Source organism: Paenibacillus pabuli NBRC 13638, assembly GCF_001514495.1.
GTDB lineage: Bacteria > Bacillota > Bacilli > Paenibacillales > Paenibacillaceae > Paenibacillus > Paenibacillus pabuli.
Genome location: NZ_BCNM01000034.1, coordinates 1 through 22,853 on the forward strand (window position 1 = coordinate 1; position 22,853 = coordinate 22,853).

At 47.8% G+C, this 22,853-nt stretch carries 6 protein-coding genes; all 6 read right to left on the reverse strand.

Annotated elements, in window-relative coordinates; translation table 11 throughout:
• Positions 1-86 precede the first annotated feature (86 nt).
• Positions 87-608: a MarR family winged helix-turn-helix transcriptional regulator gene (locus PPA03S_RS30100; protein WP_062329524.1), complete on the reverse strand. Its 522-nt coding sequence runs from the start codon at positions 606-608 to the stop codon at positions 87-89.
• A 57-nt stretch (positions 609-665) separates the two neighbouring features.
• Positions 666-1,475, reverse strand: coding sequence for an alpha/beta hydrolase (locus PPA03S_RS30105; protein ID WP_157284429.1), 810 nt, complete (start codon positions 1,473-1,475; stop codon positions 666-668).
• A gap of 237 nt (positions 1,476-1,712) precedes the next feature.
• Positions 1,713-2,957 carry a macrolide family glycosyltransferase gene (locus PPA03S_RS30110; protein WP_062329526.1) on the reverse strand — a complete coding sequence of 415 codons (1,245 nt, stop codon included), beginning with the start codon at positions 2,955-2,957 and terminating at the stop codon, positions 1,713-1,715.
• A 33-nt stretch (positions 2,958-2,990) separates the two neighbouring features.
• On the reverse strand, positions 2,991-4,250 hold the full coding sequence (locus tag PPA03S_RS30115) for a macrolide family glycosyltransferase (RefSeq protein WP_167666120.1): 1,260 nt from the start codon (positions 4,248-4,250) through the stop codon (positions 2,991-2,993).
• Positions 4,251-4,338: 88 nt separating this feature from the next.
• Positions 4,339-11,301: a non-ribosomal peptide synthetase gene (locus PPA03S_RS30120; protein ID WP_062329530.1), complete on the reverse strand. Its 6,963-nt coding sequence runs from the start codon at positions 11,299-11,301 to the stop codon at positions 4,339-4,341.
• Positions 11,302-11,323: 22 nt separating this feature from the next.
• The gene (locus tag PPA03S_RS30125; RefSeq protein ID WP_062329532.1) at positions 11,324-22,846 is read right to left on the reverse strand and encodes a non-ribosomal peptide synthetase; all 11,523 of its coding nucleotides are present in this window, start codon (positions 22,844-22,846) and stop codon (positions 11,324-11,326) included.
• Positions 22,847-22,853 lie beyond the last annotated feature (7 nt).

Genomic DNA, 22,853 nt, shown 5'->3' on the forward strand with positions numbered 1-22,853 from the left:
TCACCCTCAGGCTTTTCAGCCTGAGGGTGACTCTTTCGGTCGTGCGATAATGATAATGATATAAGCTTGTAAATTCAAAAATGAATTCAGTTATTACTATCATCCATTTTAATAAGCTTGCGTGGTTCCTGTTCTTTTTCACCATACCAGACGAGCACATCTGCGAGCAGATCCATAATGCGAATAAAACTCTCCTTGTTTGTCTCTGAGATTTGGTCTGCCTGCTTAAAAATGTCGTCAAAACAAAGCTTGCGGACAAATTCAGTGTAATTCGCATATACCTCACGGCCTTTGGCTGAAGGTTTTACGTAAATGTCTTTGCGGTTACCGCTTAAATGATATTTCTCAAGCAAGCCTTTTCCCATCAAGTTTTTCACGTTTTTGGAGAATGTACTGCGGCTAACACCGAGTCGTACAGCCATCTCCGACATTTTCTCTTCTTGATCCTCCGCTTCCAGAATATATTCGAGCGTCTGAATCTGTGAAGCAGAGAACGTCATATCTGTTCCGTAACTTCGCTGCAGCTTATAAGTGTTTGAGTATGCGTTGCCGTACTTGATGATCTTCTCAATAAGATCCCGATGGTCACCCATCCAATCTAATTTCATGCGTAATCCCTTTCACCTTCATATTCTCACGAGTTTTTCTCTTCTAATGTACTGAAATCAGATACGTTTTTCAATCCATACGATAGCTTCTTCGATGACTTCATCGCGACTGGGTTCGTTAAAGATCTCATGCATGAGATGCGCGTAGATTTTCAATGTTTTATCAGTTGAAGCGATATCCCCGTAAAAGTCACGAGAATCCTGTTCGCTCACCAGCCCGTCATTGGCTCCGTGCAGGACAAGTACCGGATCGACGAATTGTGTTGCATGTTCTTTCAGCCACGTTATCCCGCAGCCCAAACTATTAAACAGATCTACGGATATCTGTTTTTCTACCAATGGGTCGTTTGCGTAAGCGGATACAACTTCAGGATCACTGCATACGCCGCTCCCAAGTTCATTCGGAAAATACGTACCAGGCGGAAGATCAAGCGGTAGTTCACCAGCAACTTTTGTATGATAACGGGTAAGTGCTCCTGATAAAACAATGCCTTTCACTTTGCCTGGATATTTGGTTCCGAATGATGAAGTAGCAAAGCCTCCCATACTATGTCCGATGACATAAAGAGGGATGTTAGCGCTCTCTTGCAATGCCGCTTCGACAATAACATTCACATCTTCAATGATCTGATGAAAATCACTGTAAAACGCGCGCTGTCCTTCCGATCTGGCATGCCCCCGATGGTCAAAACGATATACGTTAAATCCGCGCTGGTTCAGCTTCTCAGTCAAATAATCGTAGCGGCTGGCATGTTCAGCTAATCCGTGTACAATAACGACAGCGGCCTTTGCATTGTCCACAGTATCCTTACTGAAATAAAGCTTCGTACCGTCAAAGGATTTGATCATTGTTTCGATGCTGTTCATAGTACATCCCATCCCTTAATCGTTTTTTTGATATTCGTTATGAACAATATTGTTTCTTGCAGAAACAATATATCATTCATCCGATACGTTTGTCTACGGTTCTTTTAAAGCGTTTACATTTTTTTGTAGGTATATAAATACGGAATCGGAATGCAGCATTTTTTTGTCGGACACAGCAAAACCTGTTAACACGTAAAATGCTTGTGTTAACAGGTTTTTAGATGAAGAACTTTTATGTCAAGAATGGTCGACGTACTCCAGAATTTTGCTCACCCCTTCTGACATACCTCCCGTTTCGAAAAAGCTGCTCCCCAACTTCACCGCTTGTGCTTTCATCTTCTCATTGTTCATCGTTTCAAACGTAATGCCACTCAGCTCCGAAGCGGAGATATTCATGTCTCTTACATACACCCCGACACCCAATTCTTCCAGCCTGGAAGCGATGGCAAACTGATCCGCCCCTTGGGGAAACAGAATCATCGGTACGCCAAATACAAGCGCTTCAGATACACTGTTATAACCGGCATGAGAGATAAAAACATCCGCTTTGCTCAAAATTTCCAACTGAGGTACAAACTCATGAACGGTCATATTTTCCGGAATTTCGCCTAAGGACGATGGGTGAATGCTTTTCCCTACAGACATAATGATTTGGGCTTCGCTAGATCTAAAAGCTTCGATGCATTTCCGGTAGAAATCCGGGCGATCTGTATAGATGGACCCAAAAGAAATATAAATCAGAGGAAGCTCATGATCCTGTTTCGTTCTTATCATCATGGATTGCAGCTTTTCAGCGCTGACATTAGGAAACTGGGGACCTATAAACATAAAGCGATCGTCAAACACATCCGAATGTGGCTGGAATGCTTTTGACGTATACACGAGATTTAATTCTTCATTCCCACTAAACGCATCAACCAGGCCGAAGCCTTGAATATGATGCTTTTCTGCCAAAGCTGCCGCAATACGGTTTAATTCGCTGGCCGTCGGTTCTACCTTCGCATAGCCTTCTTTGATTTTGAACACCTTGTGCATGAGAAAATCATGGTCTTTCTCTAGGAGTGCCTGATTAATTGCAAAAGTTAGGACATAACAAGCCACTGGCACTTCGAGCAGTTCTCCAATCAGTTTGCCCCAATGAGCGTCGCTGTCCCTGACAATGTAGTCGGGTTGCTCAGCCATAACATCAGCCAAAATCGCATTGAGAACCAGCCTGCTTTTCTGGATAACTCCAGGGACTAAATACTCAAGCATCGTCTGCGGGTTGCTCAGATAAAGGCCCAGGTCATTTTCGTCAACAAACAGCTCTCTCATATTTCCGTAGCTTCGAAAAGTCACATCAAAATCGGCAAACATTGCTCTATATTGTTCATCCGAATAATAAATCACTCTCTCTCCACGTGCCAGCAACTCTGCAACCAGAGGCAATGTTGGTTTAACATGGCTGAAAAATGGAAGGCTGAATATCATTACAGTAGCCATAGCGGACTCCCTTCATCATGTCCTACACAAGTATCATTCATTGGCAGCGCTTATCAGGGCTCCATCGATAAGATACGCAAATATAACATCAACGCCCAGCTTTACTCCGCCTTCATTACGTATCGCTTCCCCGACCCTCTTGCAAGACTCGGCATAAGTCGGATCATGAAGGATATGTTCGGTCATGGAAGCAATGTCCGAAGGTACACAATGACGGCTATCGCCAATGCTTCCTGCTCCCAGTGCCTCAATCCGGCTGGAAACAGCAAACTGATCAGCTGCTTGCGGAAACAGCAGCATAGGCACTTCATGGTAGAGCGCTTCATTGGTGCTGTTATGGCCTCCATGTGTAATGAAAACATCAACGTGTTTGAGCAATCTCCGCTGAGGCACATGGGATCGGATGGTAATATGATCAGGAAACTCACCCAGTTCTTCAGGAGAAATTCGCTGGCCGACCGACATAATCACGTTCCAACGACGTTCCTGGAATGCTTCAATACATTTTTGATAAAAAGGAAGACAGTCGTTGTATACGGTCCCCATGGATATGTAGATTAGAGGTAAATCCGGTTCAAATTCCGGCAGGTCTCCGCCCTCTTTTTCCTCTTCACGAATCATCGGACCCAGGAACAGATAGTTCGGACCAAACGACTCTGCAAATGGCTGGAAAGCCCGCGAAGTAAAAACAAGATTCAGTTCGTCCGCCCCGGAGAAGGCGTCAATTGCCTTAAACTCAACGGCATAAGGAATAGAGAGCTGCCTCGTATACTCATTCAGATATTCACTGAAACTTCCGGCCTCCGGAAGTAATGCCACACGTCCTGTGGTATTTCCGAAGACATTCGCAACGAAATATTCACAGTGAAGATCCATCATTGTTTCATTCAAAGCAATCGTAGTGATGTAACAAATGACAGGAATATCCATCATGATGCCAATCATTTTCCCCCAGTAAGACTCGCAATCCCGGATAATGTAATCTGGATCATCCGCCATCACCTGTTCGAGGAGCAAACGGACCATCTTCTGATGCTTATCCAGTTTGTGCGGAACAAGCTGCTCCAGAACCTTCAGTGGCTCTGTCGTATGAATAGGGATTTCTTCATCCAGCAATGGAAGCACATCCCCGTAACTTCGACATACCACACCTTCCATTTGTACATATTTCATATACGCATCAGTTGTGTAGTAATAGACTTGTTCACCTCTGTTTACCAGCTCTTGAACCAGCCCTACCGTAGGATTAACATGACCAAAATACGGATAACTGAACACAACGGTTGTACCCATCCATTCACCGCCCTTTCGTAAATAAAGCCTGAATGCCCCGGACATCACAATATGTCCTGAGAGTTCAAGCAAGCTCTATTGGTTTGAGCTACAGCACCTTGACCATTCCTTCGGTCATTTTCTTCTCCAGCTCTTCGGCACTCGTCTCGAATGGAAGGGCTATATGCACTTGCAGACTGGAGCCAACATGTCTAACGTAGAAATAGTTCCCATAATGATCAGCCACTTTTTCAAAAGAAGGACCTCCGGCAGGGATTGCATTATCTATTGCTTCCGCTTGTACAGCGCCAAAATAATTCAGCAGAATCCCCTCGCCTGTTCCATGATCCTCCAGATCGCTGAACCGGATATGATGAGTGGAAGTTGTGTGATTCAATTCTCTGATCTGCTGCAAAAGTTGCTCCGGCGGCGAATGGGTATCCATTACCCAAGGAATATAGTCCGTAAAATTGCCGACCAGATGGTAATAGGCCTGTTCTCCATACCGTCTTCCACTGCTGACCAATTGCACAGGCATCTGCTGCAGCTCAAGGTATTCCCGTCCAAAGACCGCTAACAATCCCAGCACCTTCATCCAGCCTTCCTCCGGATTGCCTTCCGTAAGCTCCCATTCCAGCGTGATTGCTGTGCTCTTCTCGGCCGGAAATTCTGCCAACTTATTGCTCAGTCCTATGAGAAGCTGACGATAGGTTGCCAGTTCAAAGTGACGCTCCAGTTCCATAAAGCTAATCCCGATCGGTCCTTCCTCCATCAGTTTTAGGTAGTCGCGATACCGTGTATGTGACTTCGCCACGTGAACCAACGATGACGGTGCAGTCAGTGCCTCAGCAATTAAACTGCAACTCAGCCCGTCCGATAAGGCATGATGTGAGGAATATACGAAAACTCTAGCTCCGGTTCTGCCATTCTCAATCAGCGCCATTCGGTACAACAAACTCTCCGATCCACTCTCTTCAAATCTGTCATAATACAATTTCGAAATCAGATGTTCCATCAGTGCTTCGGAATGGGCAGCCTCAACCTTGACATATGGCAGACTAAGCCGGACAGGCTGCTCACGCAAGCTCCAGCTGTTTGTCTGCTGGGCATTGTACAAACACCTCAACATCTCCTGCTCCTGCACCAATCCAAGAATGGCATTATGGATTTCCTCCGTTGTCTTGTCGGCAGGGAAATGCAGAACAACGCCAACGTTCTCAGCACGCCCAAGATGTGTAGCCTGGGAAGCCGTAAGGGGCAATATCGCCAATTCCGCCCCTGTGGACAGTTGTCTTCTGTAAACCTCTTGTTGGTCCGCAAATGTTGCAAGGGCCGCCTGAAGTTGCTTCAGATCCGTTTCATTCAAAGTCGTCTGCGCTTGCTTCTGCTGTGAGTCTGGTGTCTCTGTTCCATCTGACATATACTCCTGTGAACCTTCAGATACAGTTTGAGTTTGAAGTAGAACTTCTCCCAAAGCGACAGCAGATTGATGAACAAGCAAGTCTCTCACATCCACACCCACTCCCTGCTCTTTCAGCAAAAAGCTGGCTTTCATTGCCGAGATGGAATCTCCACCCAGCTCATGGAAGGAGTCATCTATCCCGATCCCTTGAACGTTCAACACCTGTTCAAACACACGAACGATCTTTGCCTCCAGTTCATTCTCCGGCATGCGAACTCGTTCCCCTGCTTCTTGTATCAGATTCAGACGCTCGAGCGCGGACTGATCCACCTTTCCATTGGATGTCACAGGGAGCGTGTCCAACTTCACCAAGAATGAAGGAAGCATATAATGAGGAAGAACGGCGGTAAGTTTGATCTTCAGTTCACGCGGCGCAGGTACACTGTCCCCGGTGTAATAGGCAACTAATGAATTTTCATTTTCCTGCAGTCTAGGCAATACAACGGCTTCTCGAACGCCAGCTATCTGCAGTAGTTGTGCCTCTATCTCGCTTGGTTCGACGCGGTAACCTCTAATCTTGATCTGGCTGTCGATTCTGCCCTGGTACATGATTCTGCCATCCGGCAGCAGTTTGGCCAAGTCCCCGGTTCGATACATGCGCTCAAACCCTGGCATGTCTGAAGAGATGAACTGTCTCGCTGTTATTTCTGGCAGGTTCAGATATCTCCGGGCCAATCCGGTACCTGCGATGCATAGTTCTCCAGGTACCCCGACAGGCAGTGGATTCAGATCTGCATCGACAATGCAAAGTCTGCTATGAGGGACGGGGAATCCGATGGGTACTGATAACAGATCGGCTTCTTCTTCATATTCCCATATCGCTGCACATATGGATGCTTCAGTCGGTCCGTAAGCATTCACACAGCGCATATGTTGCCTCCATGTAGACAGCATGGCCGGCGATGGCTCCGAGCCAGCCGTGATCATCAGGCGCAGACCAGGCAAACGCTCAGGTTGCAATCGGGCCATATAGGCTGGAGGAAGCGTCATAACCGTAACATTAGTCTGTTCCACGTACTGCTCGAAGTGGAGCGGATCAGCGATGGTCTCTGCCGATACTAAACAAAGTGTTCCTCCAACGGTAAGTGTCATGGCAAACTCCCATATAGAAGCATCAAATGAACATGAAGCAAATTGAAGAATGCGGTCAATAGACTTTACTCCCAATGTGGAGATAAAGAGGGCCGACAGATTAGCGAGACCTGCATGTTCTAGCGCCACACCTTTGGGCCTGCCCGTAGTACCCGAAGTGTAGATAACATAAGCCAGGTTGTTGTTTTGCGGTTTAAGCGATGAAGCGTTTGTTTTTTGGCACGTAAGATAGATTTCCCGGGTCAGATATACAGGCATATGACTTGCGAGGTCCTGTGCATCATCCTTATCCGTAATCATCAGCACTGCTCCGCTGTCTTGAAGCATATACGACATGCGATCTACCGGAAACACCGGGTCGATCGGCAGATATGTCGCTCCGGTCTTTAGTACCGCCAGAAACGCGATAACGAGTTCGAAGGAACGTTCCAGTCTGACGGCTATGACATCTTCGAGGCCTACTCCCTTCGAACTTAGCCAGTTAGACCACTGCTCTGACAGTGTGTCCAGCTGTTCGTAAGTCATTTGCGACTCACCAAACAATAGGGCTTCCTTGTCGGGGGATCGTTTGGCGTGCAGGGCAAACTGCTCCAGTAAAGTCAGCTCAGGTGGATCGCATGGGCTCTTGCTGTTTAGTTCCATCCATGTTTCATGCAGTCTCTCTTGGGGGAGCAGCGTCATATGCGATACAAGCATCTGCGGATGGTCTATAACGGTCTGCACAATATGCATAAAATAGTCCACATAACGCAGCACAGTTTCCCTCTGGAAAAGACATGTACAGTACTCCAAATCGAAATACATTACGCCATCCCCGCCCTCAAAGCCGGCTAAAGTAAGATCAAATTTGGACACGGTTTGCTCAAAACCAACATGCGAGAAATGTAGTCCTCTAAAATCAAAGCGATTCTCCGCCATGTTCTGAAGTACAAACATTGTGTCAAAGATGGGATTACGGCTGGGGTCTGGAGTATGTCCCAAGTCCCTAACCAGTTCCTGATATTGAACTGCTTGATTCTCGAACGCACCCAGCACCGTATTTTTCACTTGGTTCAGGAGCTCGGTGAAGTGCAATTGTGGTGACACATGGGCACGGATGGGAACCACATTCACAAACATGCCCATGGTCTGTTCCAGATCTGCGTGCGTTCTGCCGGAGACCGGTGATCCAACGACCAGTTCCTTCTGTCCGGAAAGCTTGGAGAGCATCGTCTGATACATTGTCAGAAGCAGCATGAAAAGAGTGACTCCATTTTCAGCGGCCAACTTCTTGAGAGAAGATGTGCGATTGGCATCAACGGTAAAAGAAATCCTGTCGCCTTCCAAGCTTTTAAGCTTGGGTCTGGGGTAATCGTACGGCAGACTTAAAACGGGAACTCCGTTTCTGAACTGATCCATCCAGTACTGCGCCTGAGGCTGGAATTGATGATTCTCTTTCTGTTTATACTGCCATACCGAGAAATCTTTGTAATGGAGTCTGATGGCTGGTAATGAATCCCCATTATAGATGCTCGCCAGCTCCGAAATGAATATGCCGATCGAGGCACCGTCAGCTACGATATGATGAAGATCAATCAGAAGCAGATGTTTTCTGGACTCTATTTTGGTTATCCCTGCACGAAATAACGGCAAGCATGCCAGATCAAAGGGCCGGATAAATTGTCCTATCGTCTCTTCGAGACCCGTTGACGCTTGCTCGGAATATTCAAGTGAAATAACGCTCTCAGCGTGAACTGCCTGTACAGGTTCCCCATTGATGGCATAAAAAGTGGTACGAAGAATCTCATGCCGCTTCGTCAGTTCCTCAAGCGCAAACCGCAGCCGCTGATGGTCGAGATCCCCTTCTATAATAAGTGCCTCCGGCATGTTATAAGCGGTTGAATGTGGATCATTACAGAACAGCGTATACATCTGTTTTTGGGTAAGAGATAACGGATAACTTGCTGCATTCTCAGCAGGTGTAATCGCGAGATAGACACTGGTTTCTTTTTCAGCAATCACTTCAGCTAACTCTTTGACGGTTTGCTTCTCAAAGATATGATCCACACTGACATCTACTCTAAATTCTTTCTGAATTCTGGACATCAGCATGGTTGCCTTGAGAGAATGTCCACCTGCGGCAAAAAAGTTCTCATCTGCGGATACACGCTTTAATTGAAGAACATCGGCAAATATCTCGCATAACTTCTGTTCTGTTTCATTTTCAGGCTCCCGAAATTCAACATCCAGATTGATGGACTCCATGGAGGAGATTTCCTTCTTGTCCAGCTTTCCGTTTTCGGAAAGAGGGAGCTGAGGCAGTCGATAATAGCGGGCCGGAAGCATATAAAACGGTAACTCTCTTGCCATGTACTCACGCAGTTCGACAGCCTTTATGTCGTCGGTTTGGAGATAAGCAATCAGTCGCACCGGAATGCCATCCTCCTCCTCACAGACAACTGCTGCTGCCTGAACCCCTGGATAGGCTTGAAGTCGCTGCTCAATCTCTGGCAGCTCAATCCGGTACCCTCTTAACTTAACCTGAGCATCCTTGCGTCCGAGACAAAAGATTTCCCCCTCTTCCGTCCATTTCGCCAGATCGCCAGTTCGATACAGACGCTCACCTGCAACAAACGGATTCGGTACAAATGCTTGATCTGTAAGCTCAGGCTGGTTAAGATAACCCTGGGCCAGACCCGGACCTGATAAACAAAGTTCCCCAACGGTACCCGGTGGCACCGGCTCATTCCAGTTATCAAGAATGTATGCTCTCATGTTCGATATAGGACGGCCAATAGTCACCTTCTCTTCCTGTTCCACATCTCTTTTACAAAGTGCGACTATGCTGGATTCGGTAGGACCGTATTCATTAAAAATCCTCACATAAGGAAGCCGTTCCCTACTTTCCCGAATGAGTGCCGGTGAGACGCTCTCTCCGGCTAGTGTAATGCTGTGAAGAAACAGTTTGTCCTCCGGTCTAATCTGCTCCAGAAGCAGACGATACAAAGAGGGCACGCATATAAAATGAGTAATTTGATATACGATAAGCAGTTGCTTCAGACGCAGCGGGTCTTTGACCTGAATTTCAGCGGCAATAAAGAGACTCGCTCCGGACACAAGCGGGGTCAGAAACCCTGTCATGAATCCATCAAATGAATAGGAGAAGAGCTGAATTGTGTTGTCTTGTCTTTCCAGTGAGTACTCTTCTTTTCTCCACGAGATTGAATTGACTAGCCCCCGATGATCTACAACTACACCTTTGGGATCGCCCGTAGTTCCCGAAGTATAAATGATGTAAGCTGGCAATTCAGCCGTTATGGAAACCAGTGTCTCACCTTCTTCATTGGAAGCATCCAGGTCTTCACAAGCAAGCAATCGTTCCACGTCTGTAAACAATGGAAGATTAGCATACCGGGCATGTGTAAGCAGACGAGTTACCCCAGCATCCTCCAAAATGAATCGAACACGCTCCTCGGGGGTCTGAACATCCATTGGCAAAATACATGCCCCTGCCCTCCACACTGCTAAGATCGCAACGGCCGTCTCCAGACTTCGGTCAAGGTAAAGTCCAACGATATCCCCTTGCTTCGTTCCGTCTTTGACTAATGCGGCAGCCCAGCGTTGCACTCTTGCATCCAGCTCTGCATAACACATAGAGCCATCCGATGTCATGATAGCCATAGCCTCCGGTGTCTGGCGCACCTGTTCCGCAAACAGGGCCGTTACACTGGAACCGTAGGTCCGACGCGTCCCTGTTGCATACTCATCCAACAATCTGTGGCGCTCCGGTCCAGCAAGACCACCGCTGGCTTCCACCGGGCGATCGGGGTTCCCAATTAAATCTTCAGTGATAATGCAGTATTGTCTCCCAAAACGCTCCAGTTCAGAGGCTGAAAAAAAGCGTGTGCGGCCCGCTAACACACCACAGAGTTTGCCCTCGCTCCAATACATATGAAGACGCATACCAAGTGTCTCGCTCTCGACATCCGTTACGCTGGACATCTCCTGAAAGGAAAAACGAATATGATGAAGAAAAGCGTAATTTCGGTCATGGACCACCTTCATATCCTCTACAAGACGTTCCATGGGATAATCACTGTTTTTGACAGTCTCGATATAAGTCGACTTGAGTTCATACAGCCACTCTCGGAATGAACGGCCGCTCGGCGATTTGTCGATGAGTGGTACCCAGTTTGACTCGTGCGAACGTTCACCCGTATCTTGCAGCCTGGTCACCGGATAAGCCACCGTAATTGAATCACTGCTGGTATGCCTGTGCAGAATTGTTTTTAAGGCAGTCAGCAATATTAAAAACAAAGCTTCATTGGACTCACCACTCATGGAGCGCAAACGCTCGCTCACATCCTGACGCAACTCAAACGGATAGGTTTGAACAGTGGACTTCTTATTCTGAGATGTAACGGATAACGTGAACAACGTTTCCTCCGTTTGAAGTGCCAGCATTTTTTTTACCCAGTACTTCTTTTGCAATCTCAGTTCCTGTGCGGAAACAGCCTCTTTGTGCGACGTTTGGTCCATTTACCTTCATCCCCCTGCTTGTCTAGAAATGGAATTTAATTAGACTTTCTCCTTCATCCGGACTCGTTGCAATTTCATTCGGGAAAAGCTCTTTCAACAACACATTCGGGTTTTCGCTGATTTGATTGAGCACAAGGAAAAGACAGTTCATCCAATCTGCCATTTCTTCCGCTCTATATGCGACATCATTGTATACAAAACGGACGAGGAAGCCCTCATGCGGCTCTACGATCAGGTTAAAATCATAGCTTGTATACTCTTGCAAATCGTAATCTGCCATTTCCAGACCGGAAGGTAGCTTCAGCTCTAGCGGATAATTTTCAAACACTAGAATATGATCCAGTACTGCCCCACCGCCTGATTTCTGGATCGCAGACAAGGGAATATGGGAATACGGCTCTTTCTCCAGCTGTTCCGATTGAAGTTGTGATGCAAGTTGCAAAAAGGTAACCGATGCAGATTTGATTCGAACAGGAATCGTATTAATGAACAGACCGATCATGCTGTTGATCTCTTTCACCTCAACACTCCTGCCCGATACTACTGCTCCAAACAAGATATCTTCAATTTCGCTCAGATTCTGCAGCACCGCTGCCCATGCAGCCTGAAACAATATATTCAGCGTCAAACCATATTCAGCGGATAATTGTAGAAGTGCATGCTGTAGCGCTTCAGGTAAATTACGGGTTAATTCATCTCTGTTATACTGACCACTTGTTTCCTTTATGCGTGGCAGAACACTTTTGCTTCGGTATCCAGCTAAATAAGTCTCCCAGTACGCTTCAGCCACAGACGGATCTCGTTGTTCAAGCCACTGGATATACTCACAGTATTGCGCCGCTGGGACAAACGATTGTGTGGCAGACGGTTCGGCATACAGATCGAAGATGTTGCTAAGAAGCAAACCTACACTCCAGCCATCCAGCAAAATATGATGGAAGTTCCAAACCAGACAATACGAGTTCGCATCTGTTCGAATGAGAGCCACTCTCAGAGGTACCTCACCAAATAGGTTAAAGCGCCGGTCACGGTTTTGCTGAAGGTATTGTTCCAGCTTCTCTGATTCACATCCGCCATTCTCGCCTGTCCAATCCATGAACTCAAATGGAAGCATCCAGGACTTCACCACTGCCTGAAGCGGCCGTTCTAGCTCCCGTAAGGCAAAAAATGTACGAAGAATGTCATGTCGGTTCACCACCTGCTGAAAGCAATATCTCAGCCGTTCCGGATCCACATTTCCCTGCAAATGAATGACACACTGCTCTTCATAAGCCGTGGAATCGGGGAACCGGAGATAATAAAACAACATACTTTCCTGCATCGGTGACAGTGGATACGCCTTGAGCAGTGGCAACGGTGCTGTCTGTTGAAGAATAGCCCGATCGGCGGAAGGCACAAGCTGAAATCCCTCATTCTCTATATTGGTAAACACCGGTCTTTCACCGGCATACATGATGGTTTCCCAACCGCTTAGGAAAGCTTGCAACATTCTCTGGATGATTTCCTCACTGAACTGTTGTTTATTGTAATCAAACTCAATCAGCATCCGTCCGTCAGACAAAAGCACATTGCAGGTGATCACAAATGGGCGATCCGCATCCGGACTTTCGGTTCCGTGCATGGGAAGCTGCGAAAGCCGAAACAGATCTTGGTAACGACTGTCATCCATTTCACCGAGATAATTAAAGCAGATCTGTGGCTCAATTTCATACGCATTGAGTTGTCTGGACTCCTCTTCCGCAAGCATGTACTTGAGTACGTTGAATCCCGCCCCACGGTGAGGGATACGCTGCAAATTACGATGAAGCTGTACAACATACTTGTCCGGCGTTTTCGCTGCTGAAGTATCCAGATAAATCGGGTAGTGGGATGTAAACCAGCCAACCGTCCGCGAATAATCCGCAGCTTCACCGAAGCCTTCCCGGCCATGCCCCTCCATATTTACCCAGAGACCATCCGGGATACCGACGGCCTCCATTGCAGTGCCAAGTGCGGCAAGCAGCAAGGACGATGTTTCCACCTCGTATCGCTCGGTTGCCGATTGCATCAGGGCCTTAGTGGCTTTTTGTGTAAAATGAAGGCTTGCCACTGCACAATCTCGAACCTGACCCTTCAAGTTTATCCCGTCTCCATTGAGCGGCGAGACTTGGCGAGTCAATTCCTTCTTCCAATAACGCAGCTCATGCTTCCATTCCCCGACAGCAATATACGCACGCATTTTCTGTACATAATCAAGGTAGGAATCGGATGAGGAAGGCAGAACCGGCCTGATGTCCTGTTTGAGAGCAAAGTAGATATCATAAAAGTCATCCAGTAAAATGCGCCAAGATACCGCATCAATGACCAAGTGGTGAATGATAAGTATCAACTCGTCTCGATCTCGTCCGCGAATGAGGCCCACCTGTACTAATGGTCCATGCTCCATATCCATTGCTTGGTGCATGTCTTCTGTCATTCGTTCCGTGATGGCTTTGAACTTGTCGACGTCCATCCCATCCATCTCCTCGGCAACATGGAAGGCAAATGCCTGCCGATCCGCATTATTGCAGGATTGCTGAATGTGGTTGCCGTCTCGCTTAAACGTCATTCGCAGTGCATGATGATGAACGGTGAGTAATCTGAACGTTTCTCTGACAAGCTCATCATTGAACCTTGCAGCACCAATCAGCGTCACACTGTTATTCCAATAATTCATTTGGGCAAAATCTTGCCTGAAAAACCAGTGTTGAATAGGCGCAAGAGGCACATCACCCTCTAAAAGCTCTGAAGCTCTGTGAGGCATTGCCTCATCCATAGGAATAAGAAGCGGGGCAATGCTGCTCACCGTTTTCCAACGTAAAATGTCAGCCGCCTCCAGCCGGTAGCCACACTTTTTCATGCGAGCCGCAATCTGGATAGCCTTGATCGAATCCCCGCCAAGTCGCATAAAGTGATCATCTCTGGCGGCGTCTGGCGCTCTCAGTATCTCGCGCCAAGCTTGCAGCAAATCCGCCTCACCAGGCGTGTCCACCTGAAGTGGAAGCTTTGACTGAATCGGCTCTGCCGAGATAACTGGCAGCTTCTTGATATCGACCTTGCCATTAGCAGACAGCGGGAGTCGATCCATAGGAATATACTCGGCCGGCAACATGTATTGAGGCAAATATCTTGAAAGATAGCTCTCTAGTTCCCCTGTCTCCAGCTCTGCCGCAGAGACATAGAAGGCGCACAGATGTTTCTCGCCGCTTTCAGTCTCTTTGACGAGCAACGCTGCTTCACGAATCGAAGGATAGTCCAGCAACAGATTGCGAACCTCTCCCAATTCGATTCGATAACCCCTAATTTTAACTTGCTCGTCGATTCTTCCTAAATACTCCATCCCGCCACCTGGCAGCCAGCGCACCAGATCTCCGGTACGGTAAACCCTGCCGGGTTCCTGAAACCAGTTCGAGACGAACTTCTCAAGAGTCAGCTCCGGCTGGTTCGCATATCCTCTGGCTACACCAATACCAGCAATGCACAGTTCTCCAGGCAGATGTTTCGCCTGCAAATTCCCTTTTTCATCGGAAATATATAACCTCATATTATCAATCGGCCAGCCAATCGGTACCTGACTGTATTTTTCATCCGAATCGTATTTATGAATCATACAGCCTACTACAGTCTCGGTAGGTCCATACTCGTTATAAATTTCAACATGCGGACCGAACAGCGAAGTAATGTCTGAAGCAGCAGAGCTCTCGAATGCTTCACCACCCACGATAAACCGCTTTAAACTTGAGCCTTCCGTGTTATAAAGAGACAGGAGCTTCAGATGGGACGGCGTTAATTTGATGATATCGACTTCATCCTCTTCACAGATCCGCTCCAGCGCAAACTCCACATCTTCTGGGTATATGATGATCTGGTTCCCCGACAACAGCGGTGTAAACATTGATGTTACTGTCAGGTCAAAAGAAATGGATGAATACAACGGAAAACGAATGCGATCGCCGCGCACATAGGTTTGATCTGCCCAGCGAATGTAATTGGTCAAGCCCTGATGTTCCACCATAACACCTTTGGGCTTGCCCGTAGAACCTGATGTATAGATAATGTATGCCAGATCGTCAAGCTCGGCAGACCGCTCCGGGTTCACGGAGGTTAATGGCGCGTTGCTGTATACTTCTTCAGCCATAATCAAACACCCCGTAAAATTGGACACCTCCTCATAGGCTGCATCGGTAATGACCCACTGAGCCTTGCAGTCGGTTAATATATAACCAATACGATCCTTCGGATACGATGGATCGATAGGCACATAATAGGCACCCGCTTTCCAAGTACCGAGAATGGCTGCAAGCAGATCGGGTGATCGCTTCATAACCAGTCCAACTGCCATCTCGCGAAGCACGCCTTGCTCCTTCAGAACCTGTGCAAATCGATTGGCTCTCATGTTAAGCTCAAGGTAAGTGAGCTGCACACCTGCACAGGATATCGCAATTGCATCAGGTGTACGTTGCACCTGTTCCTCAAATAATGCAAACATCGGTTGATCAAGCAGAAGCTGGCTATTCGTTTCATTACATTCATGCAGAAGCTGCCTGGTTTCTGAAGCATGAAGCAAGCTGATTTCCGAGATAGAAACGTCCGGTTGATTGGACACAACTTCCAAAATGGTACTCAGGTGTCCAGCCATGGTTTTTATGGCTTCAGGGTGAAACACTGCCGTACTATATTCGAGATCCAAATGCAATTCATCAAATCCTTCTACAACTTCCAGTGTCAGATCAAACTTAGCAATCCTGTTTTTGTACTCGGACACTGTAAATCTGGCGTCACCGCCGATTTGCGGATCGATTGAAAGAGCCTGATGTTGATAGACATAGACCGCACCTAACAATGGATTCCAACTGGAATCCCGCTCCACGTTCGGGAGAGCACTCAATCGATCCAAAGGATATTCCTGATGCTCAAACGCCTCCACCGCATTGATCTGTACCTCATGGATCAGTTTGGAGAACCATTGGTCTCCTATGAGATGGCTTCGCAACGGAATGGTGTTGACGAACATGCCTGGGATTCGTTCGATACCCGAATACTGCCGACCGGACGCCGTTGTTCCAACCATGATGTGCTCCTGAGCAGAATATTTGAATAACAGCACTTTATAAGCGGCCAGAAAATAGCTGTATAACGTGACCTTCTCAGCTGCAGCATATTCCTTGATGCGTGCCAAGGTTTCGGCAGGAAGCTGGAAGCCGTATCTTTCTCCTTCAAAACTGCGTACGGCAGGCCGCTGATGATGTATTCCCCAGTCCATACGTGGAATACCTTCCTTGAACTGCTGGCTCCAGTACTTTTCACTTTCCCTCATATAACCTGCGCCAAACCGGCCCAGCTGCCATTGAGTGAAGTCCTTCATATGCCGCGTGACCACCGGCAAACTTTGGCCGTCATACAACCGGATAAGTTCTTCAAATAGAAGATTGGCTGAAAGCCCATCAGCAATTAGATGGTGCATATCCATCAGAAGATACTGACTTCCAGATTCCTTCTGTTCAGTCCAATATTCCATACGCAGCAGCGGCGCTTGTTCCAGATCAAACGGCCGAATGGTGCTCAGAATTGTCTCTTCCGCCGCGTCACTGTCCAGCAAATGTATGGGAATCTCCATGACTGCCTCGCTCGCCACACGCTGCACCGGCTCATCTTCATCCAGATGAAAGGAGGTCCGTAAGCATTCATGTCTCTGCACCAGCAAGTTGGCCGCTAATTCCAATCGCTGCAAGTCAAGCGTACCTTCCACCACAATTAGTCCAGTGACGTTATAAGCCGTACCTGCTCTGCCCAGTTTCTCTACAGCAAAGATTGAACGCTGTGAAGTCGACTGCGGATAGAACTCGGCTGACGTCGCCTTCGGAATTTGTATGAAATCAGACGCTGGCACAGCTTCTAATACCTGTGCCAGCTCGGCAATCGTTGGATGGCGAAACAACAGACTCAGAGGAACCTTGCTTCCTAATTCCTCTTGAAGTCGGGCAGTAATTACCGTAGCTGCAAGAGAATTGCCACCCACCGTCAGAAAATGGTCATGAATGCCGACGTTACCCAGCTTCATGATTTCAAGCCATATGGTATGAATCTTGATCTGCATTTCCGTAACCGGAGGGGCAAACCTTTGATCCGGATCGTTTGAAGTTGTCGGGGTACACTCGGCAGGGATATCCGTTCTATACGAATTACGGGAAACAGCATGAAGCTCGGATAAAACAAACGATGATGTTGATAACGAAGTATGTATTTTGCTAAACCGAGAACTTGATTCCGCCTCGCCTTCCTTCCAGACTCTGTACACAACAGCTGCAAGTGACAGAGTGTATATTTCAAGCCAGGATTCAGCCTCCTCCTGTGCACACACCTCACTTCCAACATCCAGTTCCAAAATCAACTCTTGATCCAGTTCCAGAACATTCATGCTGATCGGATATTTGAATACCGTTGGCAGAACAGACTCAAGTTGAGCTGTGAGGCCTTCGAATTCAAACGCAGGCGCTTTGTCAAAATTAAATATAGTGCTGATGACCGGAGGATAAACAGGCTGTCCTTCCATAACTAGCGCCGTAACGATATCCACATAGGAGCAGCGCTGGTGCTCCAGCAGCTCGAGCATTTCATCTCTTACTTGAGCAGTGTAATCAGACAGTTCTGCCTCATCTGGCAGCCGACTTGAAAAGGGAAGTAAATTTACGCATTGACCGACCAAATGAGGGACCCCCATCTGAAGTTGTCCAGCCACAGGGATGCCGACAGTAATCTGCCGCAGCCCCGAGATTTGGGATAGCAACACGTTGTATGCCGCAAGCATCAGCATAAACAAGGAAACGCCCTTTTTTTTGCCAAAAGCTCTTAACTCCTCTGTGAACTCAGCATTCAAGCTTCTGCTGAGACGCATTCCTGGATAGGGTATAACAGGTTCGAGGGCGAGATTAGCTGGCAAAACCAATTCAGGCACTGGATTGGAAAGTCGTCTAGTCCAAAACTCGCGCGCAAGCTGCTTCTCCTCCAACGGCAGACTACGCTGCCACTGTGCAAAGGCAGAGAATAATACAGAATCAGACGCCTGAAAACGATTGTGCATTGTGTAGTATCCGGCAATCTGCTTCAGGATCTGAATAAGTGACCAGCCGTCGGCCGCAAGATGATGAGCTTGCATGATAAACCGGTATTGCTGATGCCCGAAATGTAGCAGACCGAACCTGATTAATGGACTTTCTGACAGATCAAAACCTCCGGTTAATTCCTGTGGAATAGAATCCGGCAAATCTTTCGGCACATCCAACCGTTCCGCCTCATAAAAAATGATTTTGGAAGCTACGCTCTCAAACGGCTCTGTGTAATACAATCCTTCGTCGTTAGAGAAACGGGTTCGCAGCATCCCGTTCTTTTGAACTACATGGCGAATGGCTCCCCGTAACCTTTCAATATCCACTGTTCCTTCCAGGCGAAGCACGACAGACTCCACATAAGCGTGGTTAATATCGTCATTTGCCTGAGATGCGAACCATAGTTGTGTCTGCTCCGCCGTAAGCGGGTGAATCTCAGCCTGATCAGCAACTTCTGCTGCCGATGTTTCAACTGGTTGCATTCTCCCGCCCCCCGGCGAGGTAGGTGAACTCGGGGGCAGGAACCCGGCACTCCGCAATTCCTCCACACTGTCCTGTACCGCATACACGATACGATCAATATCTTCCTCTGTATGCGCTGTTGATAAAAAGCAGTTTCGGCCCTCCCAAATATATATTCCTTTCTCGATTAACAGGTAGTACAGGAGCTCTAGGTCTGACTTTTGCACAAAACGAAACAGTGAACCAAAGTGAACAATTTCCAGTGGCACCTGCTTCTCTGCAAAATAATGGTTGAGTCTGTCTGCCAAAACCGCCGTTTTTTTGTTCAGTTGCTCCTGAAGGACAGGCCCTTCCTTCTGTATACGACGCAGTACTGCTAGAGCAGCATTCATAGCCAACGGATGCTGGCAAAACGTCCCGGCTACAAAAGTTCTCCGCTCTTCATGGGGAGGAAACGAGGCATCCCCAAAAGACCACATCCCTCCATCTATGCCGTCCAAATATCGTTCTTTTCCAGCGACGATGCCAATCGGTAACCCTCCACCGACGACCTTGCCATATACCACCATATCCGCTGCGATGCCGAACCATGCCTGCGCACCTCCAGGATGAATCCGGAAGCCCGTGATGACTTCGTCGAAAATCAGAGCGATGCCGTTTACAGCGGTTAACGAACGCAACTCCTTCAGAAAAGCGGTCGGCTGAATATCCGGCCTGCGACTCTGTACCGGCTCCACCAGCACTGCTGCCAGTTCTCCGGCATGCCGCTCAATGAACCGCAGGGATTCGGGATGATCGTAATTCAGAACGATGAGGTCATCAACCATACCTTGCAGTATCCCCGGAGCAATCGGCGTGCTTATTCCTCCCAGTCCTGCGCTCATCGCCAGAACACCATCGTAAGTGCCATGATAAGAACCCGAGAAAATGACTATTTTTGTTCTATTCGTGGCCGCCCGAGCCAACCGCATGGCAACCATAATCGCTTCTGTCCCGGAATTGAAAAATGCTGCACGCTCTATACCCGTCAATTGATGCAGGGCAGACGCAACCTGCCCGGCCACTGCATTGATGGGGCCAACACACATTCCCTTGTGCACAGCCTCTTGTACCGCTTCGTTAATAAAAGACACCTGATGGCCGAACAGGTTTACACCAAAGCCCATCGTCAAGTCAATATAGTTGTTACCATCTATGTCGGTAATCGTAGAACCCTGCGCATGATCAACAACGATCTGATAGACCATATCTTTCCAGTAGGGACGATAACCTGCCACATTACGATTGTTAGCTACCACTTTACGGAAAGCTTGTGTATGCAGCTGGGATTGGACCGTTTTTGTGGTGTATCTCGAGATAAATTCGTCTATAAAACGCTCTTGTAGAGGGTGTAATCCTGTCTTCGAGTGCGTTTCAAGCGTCTGGAACGGGACATAGGGGCGATCAGGCTTTTGCCGTTCTTTTATCAGTACAGACGGTTCACGCTGACTGTTCCCCAAAGTGTAATGATGCTCCGTTTCCAGCGGGGTATTCTCATGCACTGAAGTCGCCGCCGACAAGCGAGCAGCAGAAGCTTCCGATCGCATAGAGCCCCTTTGCAGCATGGAAAGTTGGAGAGACATCAAGTCCAGCTGCTTCTGTACGATTCCCTCCAGACCTGTACCTGTCACTAAGAAGTTGCTCTGTTCGGTTTCCTCCCCTGAAGTCGCCGCATACGGATGGATATTCGCACTTTGCACAAGTGCTTCATCCTGCTCTTCTCTAAGCTTTGTCGGGCCGGTCTGTATGGAAGACTCTGGAAAATACGAAGATTGGCTGGCAATATACTTCCCTACTTCAGCAACAGTAGACATTTTTTCAAAGAACAGATGCATCGGAATATCCACGCCAAAATGATTTTTGATTGCATGTTTGGCATTGACAAGCAAAATGGAATCCATGCCGAGCTCCATGAAACTTCGGTTTACACCGATATCTTCTGGAGAATATCCTGAAATATTCGACATGATTTCCTGTACCACACTTGTGAAGGGATGGTTGTTTGCGTCCTGAATAATACGATTTTCCATCGTTAGCTTCTCCTTTTTTTCCTCCGTTTTGTGGAAAACTACCCTGCTGCTCTCTGCAACCATCACAGGCACAGCCCAGTGCCTATGTTGATCGAATGCATACGTCGGGACTGAAACGACACGCCTGCTGTAACCAGCATGGAGACCTTTCCAGTCAATGAATTGGCCACGAACATATCGGCTAGCCGCCTTTTCCCAGACCATATTGCTTTCCAGACTCTGCGTTGCAGCAGCCGATTCGGAAGAATTTGGAGGTTCCACATGTTCAGGTCCGCCGAACCAGATTCCCTCCGCAAGTTCACCGTATTGCCCGGTGAAAGTCTCATGTTGCAGCAAAGCCAGCTTGCCCCTTAACTCTTGCGAGTGTAGTGCTAGTACTGCCAGCCTGTACTCATAAATGCCTCTACCAATATTTGAGGTATAACAAATGTTTTCGAAAGATAGTGGATCAGCTGTAAGAAGAAAAAGTCGATATTTATCGATCAGAGACCGCAAAGAGGTCAGCGTTCTGGCAGATAAAGTTAACAAGGAAGGTACGTACTCTGCATTGACCGGAAGAGACACGCTTCTGTCTCTTGTCTCTTCCAAAACAACGTGGCAGTTGGTGCCACTCATACCAAAAGAACTCACTCCACATCGGCGTACATCAGCGCTCCTTTTCCAATCAGATAAGTGAGCATTGACATATACAGGAGACTTCGCAAAGTCAATTTGAGGGTTAGGTTTCTCGAAATGGATGGACGGAGGAAGCTGCTCATGATGAAGTGCCAATGCTGTTTTAATGAAACTAATAATGCCTGCGGCATGATATAAATGTCCGATATTGGGCTTTAGTGATCCGATTGCACAGAACTGGACTTTATCGGTATACGTGCGGAACGCATTATGAATCGCACGAACCTCAATCGGGTCGCCTATTGGTGTGCCTGTGCCGTGCGTTTCGATGTACGACAGCGAAGCTGGATGAATGCCTGCACGCTCCCAAGCACGAATAAGGAGCTGCTCCTGAGCTGCCCGGTTAGGCGATGTAATGCCGATCGATTTACCATCCTGATTGGAGACACTACCTTTAATTACGGCGTATACAGAGTCATTGTCGGCAATAGCACGTGACAAGGGCTTGAGCAGAATTGCTCCCACGCCCTCTCCTCTTACCGTCCCGTCAGCCCCTTCATCAAACGCCCTTACCGTAGATGAAGGAGACTCTATGCCTATTTGGGGCTGTTCGGCTTGCGGGTCAAGAATTAATTGAATACCTCCCGCGATGGCCATATCACATTCGCGTGCCAACAGCGCTTGGCACGCCAGATGAACGGCGATTAACGATGAAGAGCAGGCCGTATCAATCACCAGGCTGGGACCTCTCAAATCGAGCAAATAACTGATTCTGCTCGCTATAGCCGAGGACATGTTTCCTACTGCGGCTGCCGATAAGAGCTCTGCATTGTATGAAGCAATCATTTGCTTATACTCATTTTCATGTCCTGATCCGACATACACACCGGTCCGGCTTCCTTTTAACCGATCTCCGCCATATCCCGCATCCTCAATCGCACTCCAGGCAATCTCAAGAAACAACCTTTGATATGGGTCCATCAACGCTGCCTCTTTTGGAGGGATACGAAAGAAGAATTCATCAAACGTGTCGATCTCTGACAAATAACCGCGCCGTGCTGCTTTTGGCCTGCCTTCCGACGTTCTGGCCTTAGGAGCTTCCCTAACCCAATCTTCGCCCCGGCACAGGTTGCTCCAGAATTGGTCCAGTGAATCAGCCCCAGGGACTTTGAGTGACATGCCGATCACCGCTATATCCTTGCCTGACTGCTCCTCAATTACTGCAGCTGGAGTATTATCCTCCTTCGTACGGCGAGGTAACAAACTTTTTTTCATCGGCTCT